This is a genomic window from Novosphingobium sp. (genome assembly GCF_037133355.1).
Taxonomy (GTDB): Bacteria; Pseudomonadota; Alphaproteobacteria; order Sphingomonadales; family Sphingomonadaceae; genus Novosphingobium.
On record NZ_JBAXOI010000011.1, the window covers coordinates 1 to 14,823 of the forward strand.

At 66.2% G+C, this 14,823-nt stretch carries 10 protein-coding genes; 1 reads left to right on the plus strand and 9 read right to left on the minus strand.

Annotation, left to right across the window (positions count from 1 at the left end; genetic code table 11):
* Nucleotides 1-67 precede the first annotated feature (67 nt).
* Nucleotides 68-3,397, minus strand: coding sequence for a glycosyl hydrolase (locus WCL10_RS12155; RefSeq protein ID WP_336895913.1), 3,330 nt, complete (start codon nt 3,395-3,397; stop codon nt 68-70).
* A gap of 406 nt (nt 3,398-3,803) precedes the next feature.
* Here WCL10_RS12155 and WCL10_RS12160 point away from each other — a divergent pair, with 406 nt between their 5' ends.
* Entirely contained in the window at nt 3,804-4,685 is an 882-nt protein-coding gene (locus WCL10_RS12160; protein WP_336895914.1) for a sterol desaturase family protein, read from the plus strand.
* Here WCL10_RS12160 and WCL10_RS12165 read toward each other — a convergent pair.
* The 8 genes from WCL10_RS12165 to WCL10_RS12200 all read right to left on the minus strand — a co-directional run bounded on the left by WCL10_RS12165 (nt 4,674) and on the right by WCL10_RS12200 (nt 14,819).
* Nucleotides 4,674-5,624 (minus strand): YncE family protein, encoded by a 951-nt coding sequence (locus tag WCL10_RS12165; protein WP_336895915.1) that lies wholly within the window; start codon nt 5,622-5,624, stop codon nt 4,674-4,676. The genes WCL10_RS12160 and WCL10_RS12165 overlap by 12 nt on opposite strands.
* Nucleotides 5,625-5,686: 62 nt before the next feature.
* Complete coding sequence (gene atzF, locus WCL10_RS12170) at nt 5,687-7,474, minus strand: allophanate hydrolase (RefSeq protein WP_336895916.1); 1,788 nt, start codon at nt 7,472-7,474, stop codon at nt 5,687-5,689.
* A complete protein-coding gene (gene uca / locus WCL10_RS12175; protein WP_336896014.1) occupies nt 7,471-11,067 on the minus strand; it encodes an urea carboxylase in 3,597 nt (1,198 codons plus the stop codon). The genes atzF and uca overlap by 4 nt, the downstream gene beginning before the upstream one ends.
* 181 nt (nt 11,068-11,248) lie before the next feature.
* Nucleotides 11,249-11,887, minus strand: a complete 639-nt coding sequence (locus WCL10_RS12180) for an urea amidolyase associated protein UAAP2 (protein ID WP_336895917.1) — start codon at nt 11,885-11,887, stop codon at nt 11,249-11,251.
* A 13-nt stretch (nt 11,888-11,900) separates the two neighbouring features.
* Nucleotides 11,901-12,740 carry an urea amidolyase associated protein UAAP1 gene (locus WCL10_RS12185; protein WP_336895918.1) on the minus strand — a complete coding sequence of 280 codons (840 nt, stop codon included), beginning with the start codon at nt 12,738-12,740 and terminating at the stop codon, nt 11,901-11,903.
* Complete coding sequence (locus WCL10_RS12190) at nt 12,737-13,210, minus strand: CopG family ribbon-helix-helix protein (protein WP_336895919.1); 474 nt, start codon at nt 13,208-13,210, stop codon at nt 12,737-12,739. The genes WCL10_RS12185 and WCL10_RS12190 overlap by 4 nt, the downstream gene beginning before the upstream one ends.
* An 11-nt stretch (nt 13,211-13,221) precedes the next feature.
* Nucleotides 13,222-14,007, minus strand: a complete 786-nt coding sequence (locus WCL10_RS12195; protein WP_336895920.1) for an ABC transporter ATP-binding protein — start codon at nt 14,005-14,007, stop codon at nt 13,222-13,224.
* Entirely contained in the window at nt 14,004-14,819 is an 816-nt protein-coding gene (locus WCL10_RS12200; protein WP_336895921.1) for an ABC transporter permease, read from the minus strand. The genes WCL10_RS12195 and WCL10_RS12200 overlap by 4 nt, the downstream gene beginning before the upstream one ends.
* Nucleotides 14,820-14,823: the final 4 nt, after the last annotated feature.

Here is a 14,823-nt window from a genome sequence, read left to right on the forward strand (position 1 = left end):
CGCACTTCAACCACAGCACTCGGGGCAGGCAAGGTGGGGCCGGAACACCGCTTACGATGAGTTCGATCTAGTACTCGACCTGAAGCGTCACCGGTCCGATCAGGCCCGAGGGCCGCAAGGGCGCATCGGCGCGGTAGGTCTTGAGCGTGGTGAAAGTGATCGGTTTCGCATCCGGTTGGGCGTCGCCGATCAAGCGGTTGACCCAGAGGTTGGTGACGCGGATTTCGAGGGTGTTGGTGCCGCGCCGGGCGAGTGCCGTGATGTCCGCTTGGTAGGGCGGATTCCAGAGAATGCCGGCAGATTTGCCGTTCACCAGCACCTCGGCGAGTTCGCGCACTTCGCCGAGATCGAGGATCAGACGGTGGCCGGGCCGGATGGCGGGAACCTTGAGCACTTGGCGGTAGGTTGCGGTTCCGGAGAAGTAGCGCACGCCAAGATCGGCATTCTGCGTCCAGTCAGCGAGTGCGGGCAGCGTAACGCTGACGGGTGCGCCCCGTCCCGACTGGAAGGCCACTACCCAAGGACCTTGAAGCAGTGCAATCTCGCTGCGGACTGGTGTCGGCACATCGTCGCTGGCGGGGCCTGCCTTGCGGAACACCACGAAGCCCGATTGCAACGGGTTCAGCGTGAGCGCGATCTCGGTGCGGCCATCCTTCGTGGTGTAGCCGAGCGGGGTGGCCTTGCCGCTGGCCGCATCCCACCATTCGGGGGCCTTGCCGGTCTGCGCGAAGCTCAGCGTAGTTGGCTCGGCGCGGTCCTTGCGGTTGGTGACGAAGTAGATTTCGGCGTCCGGCGTCTTGCGGTGGACGAACATCAGCGAGGTGTCTGCTGCCGCCCGGGTGTAGGTCAGGTCGGGCGCGATGTCGAGCGTGGCCAGCGCGCTGTCCGGATTGCGGCTGGCTAGGACGCGGCCCTTGCCCGCAGCACCGCTCCACAGGGCATCTGCGATGCGGGTGAACTCGGACGCATCGTCCATCAGTACGGGCGAGCCGGTGGGCTTTTCGCCGATCAGCGTCGCGCCGGCGCGGACCAGTGTGTCGATGCGCTTGAGGACAGCAAGGCTCATGCGGGCCGAGCTGCCGCCGAGGTAGAGCGCCTTGTAGCGCGCGCCGCTCTTGGCAACGAGGTCCGTGCCGTCATTGGAAAGCTGGTTCAGCAGGACGTCGGGATTGACGAAGTCGAAGGCGTTTGCGGTGGGCAGGTCGCCCGGTACGGCCTTGGCGAAAAGCGCGGTGAGCGGGGCTTCCTCGCCGTAGAAATAAGCGACATCCGCCACATTGCGGCCCTGTTGGAGCATGTAGCTGCTGCGCGCCATGTAATCGACCCAAGGCTTGGCCTGCTCGCCCCAGGTCTCAAGGCGGTTGAAGTACTGGCCGAAGATGAAGAGCGAAAAGCCGGGCGCCTTGTCGGTAAGCGGCTGGTGGACCGAGGTGTGGATCACCGGGCGGTTCACGCCGAGCGCGAATTCCATGTCGATCATGGGTTTGAGGTCGCGCGGGGAAAAGGCCCAGGGCTGCAGCGCGGCGGTTAGCGATTCCGCGGCGACGAGGTTCTGCCCATAGACGTGGGCAACCGAGGCCGCTCCGCGCATATCGCCCTGGTGCGTGGGCTGCGGCGCGCCCCCGGCCGGGTAGGACCACATCGCGGCCATCGGCACATCGGCGTTGCGGCGCATGGCCATGTCGTCGCCCAGTGAGGGGCGCTTGTCCTCGAGCGCTTCGGAATAGTGGATAAGACCGCGCTTGTGGGCTTCCTCGGTGATGGTCTTGTAGTGCGCGTCGGCCATGAGATCGGCGAGGGTGGCGCGGAAATCGTGGAGGAAAGCATCGGTGCGTGCCGGGCTTTCGAGGATCACCCCGGTGAGCGCGGGGAGCCATGGCACCGGATCGTAGCCGCGCCGGGCCTTGAATTCGGCCACAAGATGCGGCGTCCAATTGCTCGCGCCGACTTCGATGCTGTCATTGAGCAGCGCGCGCACGCCCTTTGCGCCGATCAGGTCGGGGCCGGCCGCGGTGATATAGGTATCGAGGTAGGTGTTGATGTAGCGGCGCACGGCATCGGCATCGAACTTGTCGACCTCGAACCCGGTTGCTTCGGGCGGGGCGGGGTGGTTCTCGGTGCCGGTGAGGCTGTAGCCCAGGCGCAGCACACGCCACTGGCCCTTGGGCGGCGTCCAGTCGAGAGTGCCATCGGGCTGCAGCTTGCCGGTAAGGTCAATCACCGCGCCGGCCGGAAGCGCGGGCGCATCGGGCGTGGGAATCGCGTCATAATCAAGCGTGGTGGCAAAACCTGCCTTTTCCTCGAAACGATGCGTGCGCGCGGTGGCCGAGAGGGACAGCTCCGACACGGTGATGTGCGGCGCGGTGCCGCTCATGAAGCCTGGGAAAGCCGGAAATTCGGCCCCGGGCGCGGGCGGCGTGGGCAGCCCGAAGCCGGTTTGCTCGGCCAGAAAGCGCACCCGCAGTGCCTTTGCGGTGACCGGTGCGAATGTGACCGTGTACTGCGCGGCGGTGCCGGTGGGGAAGCGGGCGACTTCGCGGAAGGTTGTGCCGTCCTCGCTCGCCTCCAGCACAGGCACGTACTTTGCGGCACTGAACAACGAGACCGGGGGCATGCCGAGCGTCGCCGAGCGGACGGTCTGCGGTGCGGCGAAATCGGCGCGGATCCATGCAGGTGCATCGGCCGTGCCGGCGGGAACTTCGGCGGCGGTCGTCTGCCTGCCGTCAGTGAGGAGGGCGCCGTCGACGTTGCCGGAGGAAGCGGACCAGACCGGGGCAAGCGGCGCCTCGGCTTCGGGCACCGCGAAGACATAAGTATCGCGGTAGAGCTGCGGGAGGTCGGTCTTGGGATGGTCCGAGCCGATCTCGGGCTGCATGCCGAGGTCCTGGAATGGGCCGGTCACGGTGGGCGGCGGGGCAAGCTTGCCCTTGAAACGCTTGCCGCCGGGGATGCGGGTTTCCGACCAGACGAGCTTTTTCATCCCGTCCTCGGGCTTCACCCAAGGCCCGCCGCTCTCGCTCCAACCCGGCGAGGCGGCAATGGCAAGTTCGAGGCCAAGCCGGTCAGCGGTTTCGGCGGCGGTGCGGAAAGCGTGCTTCCATTCGGGGGTCATGTAGACGAGGCGCTTGTCCACGACTTGCGGCGTCTGGAGCTGGGCATCGAAGGTCTGCGCGCCGCCGATGCCGATGCGCTTCATCCATTCGAGATCGAGCTTGATGCCTTCTTCGGTGACGTTGCCGTTCATCCAGTGCCACCAGACGCGCGGGCGGGCCGAGGCTGGGGGATCGCGGAAAGCCTCGGCGAGCGGATCAGCGGCGGCCTGCTGGGCCTGAAGCGGGGCCAGTGCTGTGCCGGTGAGGAGGAGCGCGCCGAGCAGGCAGGTGGGGGCCTTGAACACTGCGTCTCTCCCGCAGAATGATTGTTTATGATTGATTTGATCAAAAACGCGCATCGAGTGCAAGCGAATTCGCCGGGGGTGCATCGTTGAGGGTGACACAGGGTGACACCGTGTAACCGTCGATTTCCAGAAATTAAACTTCTTTATCAGCGGCTTGAATGGTGAGAGCGACAGGGTGACGCCGATTGGCGCGCTGCTTTTCCGGGGGGACTCACAATTTCAAGGAGCAGATGTGCAACATGGCAGATTCGGGGTGTGTAGGACAGCGGCTTGGAAGATGGCGCCTGATGTGTTGACCGGGCGCTCTGGATTCCTGCCTTCGCGAGTATGACGAATGGGGCAGTTGTTCATACCTGGACTTGGTGTTAGCCTCATGCCCGCAAGACAAGCCGTGAGGGTTCGCATAATGGCGGCAGTTATTAAATTGATCATCTTCAAGTATTACCAGCCGGCCACGTTGCTGGCGATCTTCGCGTTCTGGTCGCTGCTGCCGGCGGAGCTCGCCACAAACGGCTGGACCATCGTAACTGCCGCGATCTGCACCAAGTTCATGATCCTGGGGCTGGAACAGGTCAACGAGCGGCACGCCGGATGGCGGTTGACGCGGGCGGAGCTCCTTTCCGACCTGTTCTATTTCGTGATGTTCTACACGGTAGTGCGCTGGGCAGGGAAGCACTGGGCCGATACGCCGCTGCTGAGTTTGAAGGACGCGCTGGGCATTCACACGCCCTGGCTCGAACACGCGCCGCTTGTCGTGCAGGTGGCGCTGATCATGCTGCTCATCGAGTGGGGACACTATTGGCTGCACCGCGCGATGCACAATTGGTATCCGCTGTGGCTGACCCATGCACCGCACCATTATGTGCGGCAGTTGAATGCCTTGAAGGGTGCGGTGGGCAATCCCTTCGAGCTGTTCCTGATCGGCCTCAGCGTGGTTGTCTTCCTCGATTTCTCGCTGACGGCGCTGTTCTGCGCCGGGCACATGCTGGGGACGATCGCGGCGTTTTCGCACGCCAACGTGCGCTTCAATCCGCCGCGCTGGTATTCGGCCGTGTTCACCACGGTGGAGGCCCACAGCCTGCACCATTCGGTCGAATACGAGGATACGCGCTGCAATTATTCCTGCGCGCTGATCCTGTTTGACCGGCTGCATGGTACGTTCAAGGCCGGCGAGGCGGTCGAGGTGGGGCAGGAGGGCCGGCGCCACATGGGGATTGGCGAGACGCTGCTCTATCCGGTGAGCCCGATTATCGCATGGGTGAAGGGGCGGATGGTTTCACCTACCTGAGGGTTTGGCCGTCTCGCTGCCCTTGGGCCACCACGTCAGCAGGTGGAAGTCGTGGGCCGACGTCCACACACCCTTGGGCGTCCAACGCAGGCCGCCACTGTGTACGGGCTTGCCGACGCGGGTCAGGATCGCATTGGTGGCAGCATCGATAACGACGAATTCCTGATCGTCGGTGGTGCGAAGCCAGACCTTGCCGCCGCCGACGTCGATATCGCCGTACTTGAGGTTGTCGCCAACCTTGATCCGCGCGGTGACCTGCATCGTCGTGGGATCGATGCGAGCAACGGTGCCGTCGCCCTGTTCCTGCACCCAGACCGCGCCTTCGCCCGCGACGAGGAAACCGGGCATCTTGCCGAGCGCGACGGTGCCGGTGACGGTGTTGGTGGCCGGGTCGATGCGGCTGAGGAGCTGTTCCTTGCCGCTGACCGCCCACAGGGAGCCGAGGCCGAACGCGAGGTACCACGAGCCCGGCGCGGTGGGGATCGAGGCGACGATCTTGTTGGTGGCCGCATCGATGCGCGCGATCTTGCCGCTGGCCTCGCTGGCGATCCACGCCGAGCCGGCGCCGGTGACGGTGTTGAGTTCGCCTTCCATATGGTTGGCGATGCCGGTCGAGATCGTGGCGAGGAGCTTGCCGGTTGTCACATCGACGCGCTTGACCGCGCCTTCAGGGCAATCGGCGACCCAGAGCGCGCCATAGTCGACGCTCATGCCGCCGCAAGGGCGGCTCATCGGCGTCTCCAGCTTCTTGCCCTTGAGCGACCATTGTTCGACCGAAAACCGGTTGGTGGCCCAGACCGTGTCGCCGTCGATGGCGAGGAAGTCGGCGAAGCCGGGCACGACCATGGGGACGGGCTTCGCGGCAGACGCCGGCTTAGCGTGGGTGGCAAGAGGCGCCAGCATGGTGGCAGCAACGAGCAGGGCCTTGAGCGGCTTCATGCGGTTCGTCCTTTCGCCCGGTGTCTCGACTTCGCTCGACACGAACGGTTGTGTGTTGGGTCTCAGCTCTTCTGCGCGATATAGGCGCGCCAGCCGCCGAGGTGGGTGATGTCTTCAGCCCCGGTGATTGCGCGGGGTTCGGCAACGAAGCCTTTGACGCTGGTACCGTCTGCCAGCGTCACTGTGCCGATGGCAAGCGGGGCGGGAACTTCGACGACGAAGCTGCCGAATTCGGCGACGCCCAGTTCATAGACCTCGACCGCGATGGCCGCGCCGCCCTCGCCAGCGTGGATCAGCGCGGGCTTTGGGGGCACGCTGTCGGCCATGGCATAGAGCTTGTAGGTAGGGGCGGTGTGGGTTGCTTCCACGAAAGTGGCCTCGCGCGAGGTGAGCTGCCAGTGGAGCGGCATGTCCTTGAGGTGGGCGCCGACGACGGCGAGCTTCACGGTCTGCATTCTTCCCTCCAGATCAAGTGGGGGCGGCGGGGCGAGGTTCGCCTTGGCGAGATAGGCATCGGCCAGGTTGAGGAGCGCGCGGTCGGTGTCAGCCGGGCCGATCAGCGTGATACCAAAGCCCGTGGCGTTGGCGCGCGTGCCGGCGGGGACCGCGAGCGCGGCCATATCGAGCAGGTTCACGAAATTGGTGTAGGCGCCAAGGTTGCTGTTGAGCGCGATTGGCGCCTTGGCCAGTTCGGCGACGCGGTAGGTGGTGCCGGTGGTGGGGAAGGCGAGCGCGTCGAGGTCTTCCCACATCAGATCGGCGTGGCGCTTGATCTCGGCGAGACGGTAGACGCCGTTGAACGTTTCGACGGCGGTCTTGCTCCACCCGGCTTCGACCACGGCGCGGACAGTGGGATCGACCGCCTCGGGATTCTCAGTGAGGATCTGCGCCATCGCTGCGGTGCGTTCCGCGACCCAGGGACCACCGTAAAGCAGGTGCGCGGCTTCCTGCAGCGGGGCGATGTCGATCTCGACGATTTCGGCGATCCCGGCGAGGTGACCCAGCGCGCGGTCGTAGAGGTATTCGGATTCCGCATCGCCGAACCACTGGCGCTGGCGGCGCAAGGGCACGCCGATCTTGCGCGGCGCGATCGCGCGGTCGGCAAGCGGCTTGGACCAGGCATCGGCGACGTCGAAGCCAGCCAGCACCGCATCGACAAGCCCCGCATCGGCCGTGCCCTGCGCGAAGACAGTGACGCAATCGACCGAGCGGCAGGCGGGGACGACGCCCTTCGTGGGCCAGCGGCCCTTGGTGGGCTTGAAGCCGACGAGGTGGTTGAAGGCAGCGGGTACGCGGCCCGAACCCGCCGTATCGGTGCCGAGCGCGATGGGGACGAGGCCGGCGGCTACCGCAATGGCCGAGCCAGAGCTCGAGCCGCCGCTGACATAGGCGAGGTTGTAGGCGTTGCGCGGGATGCCATAGGGGCTGCGCACGCCGACGAGGCCGGTGGCAAACTGGTCGAGGTTGGTCTTGCCCATGCAGATCGCGCCGGCCGCGGCGAGGCGCTGGGTGACCTTGGCGGAGGCTTCGGGGCGATAGGCGAAGGCGGGGCAGGCGGCGGTGGTCTGGAGGCCTGCAACGTCGATATTGTCCTTGGCGGCGTAGGGCACGCCCGCGAGTGGCAGGACTTCGCCAGCCGCGATCCGGGCATCGACGGCGCGCGCGGCGGCCAGTACATCCTCGCGCGCGGCGCGGCTGATCCAGATCTGCGGCTGGATGCCGTCATAGGCGGCAATGCGGGCGAGGGCCTCTTCCGCGACAGCAACGGCGCTGGTGGTGCCCGCGCTCACAGCTGCGGCGATGGCGGCGGCGCTCTGGCGCCCAAGCAGGCTCAGTTCGCGGTTTGTCATACAGTCCGCCGCAGCGCGAGCATGGGGGAACCGGGCTGCAAGGATTGCTTTTCCTTGATGTAGAGCGCTTCGATCGTGCCGGTGCCGGGGCTTTCCACGGGGCATTCCATCTTCATCGCCTCGATCACGGCAATCGTGTCTCCTGCTTTCACTGCATCGCCCGCCGAGACGAGCAGTTTCCAGACACTGCCGCCGAAGGGTGCCTCGATGAGGTCGGTGCCGTCGGGAACCACGGTGAGGCTGGCGGCGGGGGCTTCGGCTTCGGCGAGGTCGGTCACGCGGTCGAATTCGCCGCGGGCGTGCCAATCGGCGCGTTCGGCGTCGAAGGCGGCCTGGCGGTTGGCTTCGAAGGCGCTGATCGCTTCGGCATTATCGGCGAGGAACTTGCGGTAGTCGGCGAGGCGGAATTCGCTCGGTTCGATCTTCAGCGCGCGGCGGCCGGCGGGGAAATCGCGGCGCCAGTCGACCAGTTCTTCGGCGCTAACGGGGTAGAAGCGGATCTGGTCGAAGAAGCGCAGGAGCCAGGGCTTGCCCTCGGTGAAGGCTTCGGTCTGCTTGTAGGTGTTCCACACCTGCACGGTGCGGCCGAACAGCTGGTAGCCGCCGGGGCCTTCCATCCCGTAGATGCACATGTAGGCGCCGCCGATGCCGACGACGTTGGGCGGGGTCCAGGTGCGGGCGGGGTTGTACTTCGTGGTGACGAGGCGGTGGCGCGGATCGACCGGGGTGGCGACGGGCGCGCCCAAGTAGACGTCGCCGAGGCCCATGACGAGGTAGTTCGCCTCGAAGATGAGGTTCTCGACCGCCGCGACATCGGGCAAGCCATTGATGCGGCGGATGAATTCGATGTTGTCCGGGCACCAGGGCGCATCGTCGCGGACGGCGGCGATGTACTTCTCGATGGTCTCGATGGTGGCGGGATCGCGCCACGAGAGCGGCAGGTGGACGACGCGGCTGGGGATGGTGAAGTCCGCAAGATCGCCGAGGCGTTCTTCGGCCTCGATGAGGGCGGCCAGCGCGGTGGGCTGATCGAGCTGCACGCCATCGAAGTGCAATTGCAGCGAGCGGATACCGGGGACGATGTCGATGACGCCGGGCAGCGCGAGGCGTTCGAGTTCGACCATCAGCGCGTGGACGCGGATGCGCAGTTCGATATCGAGGACGATCTGGCCGTATTCGACGAGGATGTTGCGGTCGCCCTGCTGGCGGTAGATCGTGCGGGGGCGGCTCTCTGTTTCGGCGATTTCGGCAAGAATTGGCGAGAGGTGTGCGATCGGGCGATCGGGCACCGGGCCGGGAAGCGTTCCGGAGCCGAGCAGGCGCTGCTGGTCGGCATCGGCCGCAGCGGCATCGGCGATCGTCACGGGGGCGAAGCGCAGGCGGTCACCCGGCACGAGCTGGCCGAGCTTCCAGCGGTCCGGCGCGATGACCACGAAAGGACAGACGAAGCCGCCGAGCGAGGGGCCATCGGGGCCGAGGATGATCGGCATGTCGCCGGTGAAATCGACCGCGCCGATGGCGTAGGGGTTGTCGTGGATGTTCGAGGGGTGGAGGCCCGCCTCGCCGCCATCCTTGCGCGCCCAGTGCGGCTTGGGGCCGATCAGGCGCACGCCGGTGCGGTTGGAATTGTAGTGCACCTGCCATTCGGCGGCGACGATCATCGCGATATCGTCTGCGGTGAAGAAATCCGGCGCGCCGTGGGGGCCATAGAGGACGCGCAAGGTCCATTCGTTGCCAAGCGCAGGCAGCGCCGTGGCTGCAAGCGCTTCCTGTGCAGGTTCATCACCAAAGTGCAGGACATCGCCCGCGACGAGGCGGCGCGCGGCGTGGCCGCCGAACTGGCCGAGCTCGAACGTGGCGCGGCTGCCGAGATAGGGGGCGATATCCAGCCCGCCGGCGAAGAGCAGGTAGCCGCGCATGCCGCCGCCGCGTGCGCGGCCCAGGGCCAGTGTCTGGCCGGCGGCAACATCGACCGCGATGCCGACGGGGAGTGATACGCCATCAAGCGTTGCCCCGAAATCCGCGCCGGTGAGCGCGATCCGTGCGGGTGCAGTGAAGGCGAGGCTGGGGCCGGAGTGCGTGAGTTCAAGGCCCGCGGTGCCTTCGGGATTGCCGAGCAGGCGGTTGCCGAGGCGGAAGGAGTGGTCGTCCATCGGGCCGGAGGGCGGGACGCCGACCGCCCAGAGGCGCTGGCGGCCGGGCCAGTCCTGCACCGTCGTCGCCGTGCCGCCGCTGATGACGCGGACGCTCCGCGGCGTGTATGGGATGGAATCGAGGACGCGGGTGGAGACATCGCCGCTGGTGAACTGCTGCGTGCGGACGACGTCGCGCAGCCAGCGCAGATTGGTTTCGATGCCGTCCACGCGGGCCTGTTCGAGTGCCGCCTGCATCGCCGTGACAGCGAGCTCGCGGCTGGGCGCGTGGACGATCAGCTTGGCGAGCATGGGATCGTACCAGGCGCTGACTTCGCTGCCGGCCATGACCCAGGTTTCGGTGCGGATGTCGGCGGGGAACTGGACGGCGGTGAGCGTGCCCGAAGTGGGGCGATAATCGAGCGCGGGGTCCTCGGCATAGAGGCGCACCTGCACCGAATGGCCGGTCGGCAAAGTAGGTGCGCTGTCGAGGAAGCTGAAATCCCCGCTGCTGCCGCGCACCATCCATTCGACGAGATCGATCCCCATGACCATTTCGGTCACGCCGTGTTCGACCTGCAGGCGGGTGTTCATTTCGAGGAAATAGAACTGCTCGCGTTCGCCATCGTAGAGGAATTCAACGGTGCCGGCGGAGCGATAGCGGGCGGCCTCGCCGAGGCGGATCGCGGCGGTGTAGAGGGCTTGCCGGACAGCCTCGGGCAAGAGCGGCGCCGGGGCTTCCTCGACGACTTTCTGGTTGCGGCGCTGAAGCGAGCAATCGCGTTCGCCAAGGGCCACGACGCGGCCTTCGCCGTCGCCGAAAATCTGCACCTCGACATGGCGTGCGCGGCGCACGTAGCGCTCGAGAAAGACGCCGGCGTCGCCGAAATTGCTCTGGCCGAGCCGGGCGACGGTTGCGAAGCCTTCGCGCACATCCGCCTCGGTCTCGCAGACCCGCATGCCGATGCCGCCGCCGCCGGCGGTCGCCTTGAGCATGATCGGGAAGCCGATATCCTTCGCAGCGGCGAGGGCTTCATCCTCGCTCTGGAGGAGTTCAGAGCCGGGGGCCAGCGGGACGCCGTGCGCCTTGGCAAGTGTGCGGGCGCTGTGCTTGAGGCCGAAAGTGCGGATATTGTCGGGCGTGGGGCCGATGAAAACGATTCCGGCGGCGGCGCAGGCTTCGGCGAAATCGGTGTTTTCGGCGAGGAAGCCGTAGCCGGGGTGGATCGCGCCCGCTCCCGTTTGCTTTGCCGCCGCGAGGATCGCTTCGATATTCAGATAGCTTTCGGACGGCCGCGCGCCGCCGATGCACACCGCCTCGTCTGCCTCCGACACGTGGAGCGAACCCGCATCGGCCTCCGAATAGACCGCAACCGCGCGCAGCCCCATGCGGCGCAAGGTGCGGACGATCCGGGTGGCGATGGCGCCCCGGTTTGCAATGAGGACGGTGTCGAAACGCATCGGTGAGGGATCACTCATTGCTCGCCTCCCAAGTGGGGAGGCAGGACGTCGGTGCGGACAAGCCGGGCAAGTTCCATTGTCATCCCGGGCTTGACCCGGGGTCCCGCTGCCTTCTGCGCGCGAAGCGTTTGCCGCGCGAAGCGGGACCCCGCATCAAGTGCGGGGTGACGAAGTAAGAGACTCATGCGGCGACGATCATGCGCACGGGTGTGGGGTTGAAGCCGTTGCAGGGGTTGTTGATCTGCGGGCAGTTCGAGACGACGACGATGACGTCCATCTCGGCTTTCAGATCGACCGTGAGGCCGGGGGCGGAAATGCCATCGACAATGCCGAGCGCACCGTCGCTTTCCACCGGCACGTTCATGAAGAAATTGATGTTGGCGACGATGTCGCGCTTGCCGCGACCTTCCGTGAGGTTGGCCTCGAGGAAGTTCTCGACGCAGGCATGCTGCGCCTTGGTGTGATGTCCGTAGCGCAAGGTATTGGATTCGCACGAGCACGCGCCGCCGATGGTGTCGTGGTATTCGACCGTCGTACCAGCGATCGTCATCATCGGTCGGCCCTCGTTCGAGCGCAACACGGTGCCGGTGCGCAGGAAGAGGTTGCCTTGCGCCGCGACGGTATCCTGCGCGCTGTAGCGCTCGCAGTCGTCGGCTTCCGAATAGAGCAGGAAGTCCACCGCCTGGTTGCCTTCAAGGTCGACGATGCGCAGCGTCTGGCCCTTCTTGATGTGGTGGATCCAGGGCGCGCGGGCGGGGACGACCTCGTCGTGGACAATGGTGTCGGGCAGGCCATCGTGATGCGGATCGCGGTTCTGCATGGGCGTGGCCTCCTCAGCGGCGGTAATAGTCTTCGACGTTGAGGAAGGCGCGTAGGCCCTCCGGCGTCGCGGTGCGGATGGGATCGTCCTCGGCGGCCACGGCCCCGCGCCAGGCCGTGAGGCGCAGCGGGGTGACGGTGTAGTCGGGCCGGGGATCAAGCACGTGGGGCACGTTGGCGATCACCACGATGACTTCCATCTCGGAGCGCAGGATCACTTCGCGGCCCGGCTCGAACGGGCCGACGTCGGGGACGATCGTGCCATCATCGGCAATGCGCGCGCCCTTGAACAGGGTGACGGCGGCGTGGATGTCGCGGCGCTGGAGACCGTGCTTGGCAGCGCCAAGGAGGAAGCGGTCGCGCCCGTTGGGGAACTTTCCGCTGTTGCGCCCGTCACCGTACTTTGCGGCATTGGTGTAGGCGTTGGAGGTGCCGGAGAAGGTGTCGTGCTTGCCGCCGGTGGTGTCCTCGGCGATGCTCATGAGCACGCGGCCCATGTCCGAGAGCAGGAACTTGCCCTTTTCCAGATAGGCGTTCCACTGGATCTTGACGGTGTCGGCGAAGCTGTAGCGCTCTGTCGGCATTTCGGCGTTGAAGATCTGCAGGCTCGCGCAGGCATCGCCCTTGACGTCGAGCAGGCGCAGGCGCGCGCCGCGCGGCAGGCGGCGCGTGGCATAGCCGCCGGGAGCGACGGTTTCTTCCCAGAGCAGCGCATCGGGGGCAACGCCTTCGGGCAGGTCCGGCGCGAGCGGTGGAAGGATCGGCATCGCCTCGACCACGGTGCCCCCTTGCGCGCGGGCGTGATCGCGGGCGGCGTTTGGATTGGCCAGAGTACCTGAGGGTGCAGTGGTCATGCGGCGGCTCCCTGCGGCGCGTCAAGCTCGGGCTCGTAGAGCTGCGGTAGAAGCGCGGTGGTGGTGACGAGTTCGAGCTGCTGGACACCGCGCACGCGGCGCAGTGCGTCCGACAGATCCTTGAGGCGGGCGGCGGGGCCCTGGACGAGGAGAACCTCGAGCGACTGGTCGTCTTCAAGAAAGACGTGCTGCGAGGAGATCACTTCCTTGAGATAGTGCGCCTGCGTCTGCGCGAGCTGGTGGCGGACGCGGCCGCGCTCGCCGCGGTAGACGAGGGTGATCGTGCCGGCGAGCATCTCGTCGGGCCGGGTGAACGCCTCATGCGCGGCGAGGGCGTGGCGGATCAGTTCGGCCATGAGCTGCGAGCGCGAGGGCAGCTGGCGCTCGGTCACCATCATGTCGAGCTTGCGGAAGAGTTCGGCCGGAAGGCTCATGCTGAGCCGGGCGAGGCCGGGCGTTTCTATCGTCATTGCCATTCCTCTCAGTGTGTGGCCGCGACAGGTGCATGTGGGGGTTCTGATTGGGGGGCGCTTTCGGGCACCGGAGGACCGCGCAAGGGCAGGTCGTAGACCGCGGTTGCGCCGTAGCGGTGCGGCGCATGGGGATCGTGGCGGCGCTTGTCGAGCGCAAGGACACGCGTGCCGAGCGTGAAGGCTTCCTTGATATCGTGCGTGACCATCACGACCGTGAGCGAATAGTCGCGCCACAACCGGGTGATGAGGCCATGCATGTCCGCCCGGATGCCGGGATCGAGCGCGCCGAAGGGTTCGTCGAGCAGAAGGATGCGCGGGCGCTTGATGAGGGCCTGCGCGATGGCAAGGCGCTGCTGCATGCCGCCTGACATCTGCGCGGGGTAGAGGTGGAGACTGTCAGCCAGACCGACTGCTTCGAGCATCGCGCTCGCGTCTGCCACTGCCTTGCGGCGGGCCGTGCCGAAGAGGCGCGCGGCAAACGGCGCAGCAGGGCATTCGAGGCCGAACAGCACGTTGCCGAGCACCGACATGTGCGGAAAGACCGAGTAGCGCTGGAACACCACGCCGCGGTCGGGGCCGCACTGCGGCTCCAGTGGCTGGCCATCGAGCAGGATCGTGCCGCGCGTGGGCGCCTCCTGCCCGAGGATAAGGCGCAAGAGGCTGCTCTTGCCCGCACCCGATGGGCCGATGATCGAAAGGAAGGCGCCTTCGGTGACCTCGAGATTGACCTTCTCGAGCACGACCTTGTCGCCATACTCTACCCAGATGTTGCGGAGCGAGAGGAGCGCGCTCAATGTCCGGCTCCATGCGCCCACGGGAACGCCCGGCGGCTGAGTGCGGCGAGGCCCACATCCATCAGTATAGCGAGAAGCGCGATCCACGCGACGTAGGGAATGATCACGTCCATCGCGAGATAGCGGCGGACGAGGAAGATGCGGTAGCCAAGCCCGATATCAGACGCGACCGCTTCGGCCGAGATGAGGAAGACCCAAGCCGGCCCCAGCGCAAGGCGGATCGCCTGGATGAGGCGGGGCATGGCCTGGGGCAGCGCGACACGGGCGATGATCTGCCATGAGTTCGCGCCCAGGGTCTCAGCCTTGATGATCTGTTCTCGCGGGAGACTGCCGACATGGGCAGCAATGTCGCGGATCATGACGGGTGCGATGCCGATGGTGATGAGCACCACCTTGGACGTCTCGCCAAGACCCAGTGCGATGAACAGGATCGGCAGCAGCGCGATCGGCGGGATCACCGCGATGCCGGTGACCAGCGGGCTCAGCGTGGCGCGCACCGGTGGCAAGGCGCCGAGCACGAGGCCAAGCACCAGCGCGAGCAAGGTAGCGATGCCAAGCCCGAGGCCGAGACGCTGCAGACTCGCGAAAGTGTCTGCCCAGAACACCAGATTGCCGGAAAGCGGATCGGGCGTGGTGAGCAACTCGGTGATCGCCTTGGCCATGCCTGAGGGCAGGGGCAGGATCTTGTCGGATGGATTGGCGGCGTGGCGCTGCGCCGCCATGATCAGATAGGTAACAAAGATCAGCACGATCGGCGTGCCGCCCGCAATCAAGCGGTCGCGCTTGCTCAGCTGCCAGTTGATCCAGCGCATGCGC

What these genes read in the sequence shown, in the direction of transcription:
- uca (WP_336896014.1), bottom strand. Translation starts at nt 11,067, where the DNA reads ATGCGTTTCGACACCGTCCTCATTGCAAACCGGGGCGCCATCGCCACC.
- WCL10_RS12200 (WP_336895921.1), bottom strand. Translation starts at nt 14,819, where the DNA reads ATGCGCTGGATCAACTGGCAGCTGAGCAAGCGCGACCGCTTGATTGCG.
- WCL10_RS12165 (WP_336895915.1), bottom strand. Translation starts at nt 5,624, where the DNA reads ATGAAGCCGCTCAAGGCCCTGCTCGTTGCTGCCACCATGCTGGCGCCT.
- WCL10_RS12190 (WP_336895919.1), bottom strand. Translation starts at nt 13,210, where the DNA reads ATGACGATAGAAACGCCCGGCCTCGCCCGGCTCAGCATGAGCCTTCCG.
- WCL10_RS12160 (WP_336895914.1), top strand. Translation starts at nt 3,804, where the DNA reads ATGGCGGCAGTTATTAAATTGATCATCTTCAAGTATTACCAGCCGGCC.
- WCL10_RS12185 (WP_336895918.1), bottom strand. Translation starts at nt 12,740, where the DNA reads ATGACCACTGCACCCTCAGGTACTCTGGCCAATCCAAACGCCGCCCGC.
- atzF (WP_336895916.1), bottom strand. Translation starts at nt 7,474, where the DNA reads ATGACAAACCGCGAACTGAGCCTGCTTGGGCGCCAGAGCGCCGCCGCC.
- WCL10_RS12180 (WP_336895917.1), bottom strand. Translation starts at nt 11,887, where the DNA reads ATGCAGAACCGCGATCCGCATCACGATGGCCTGCCCGACACCATTGTC.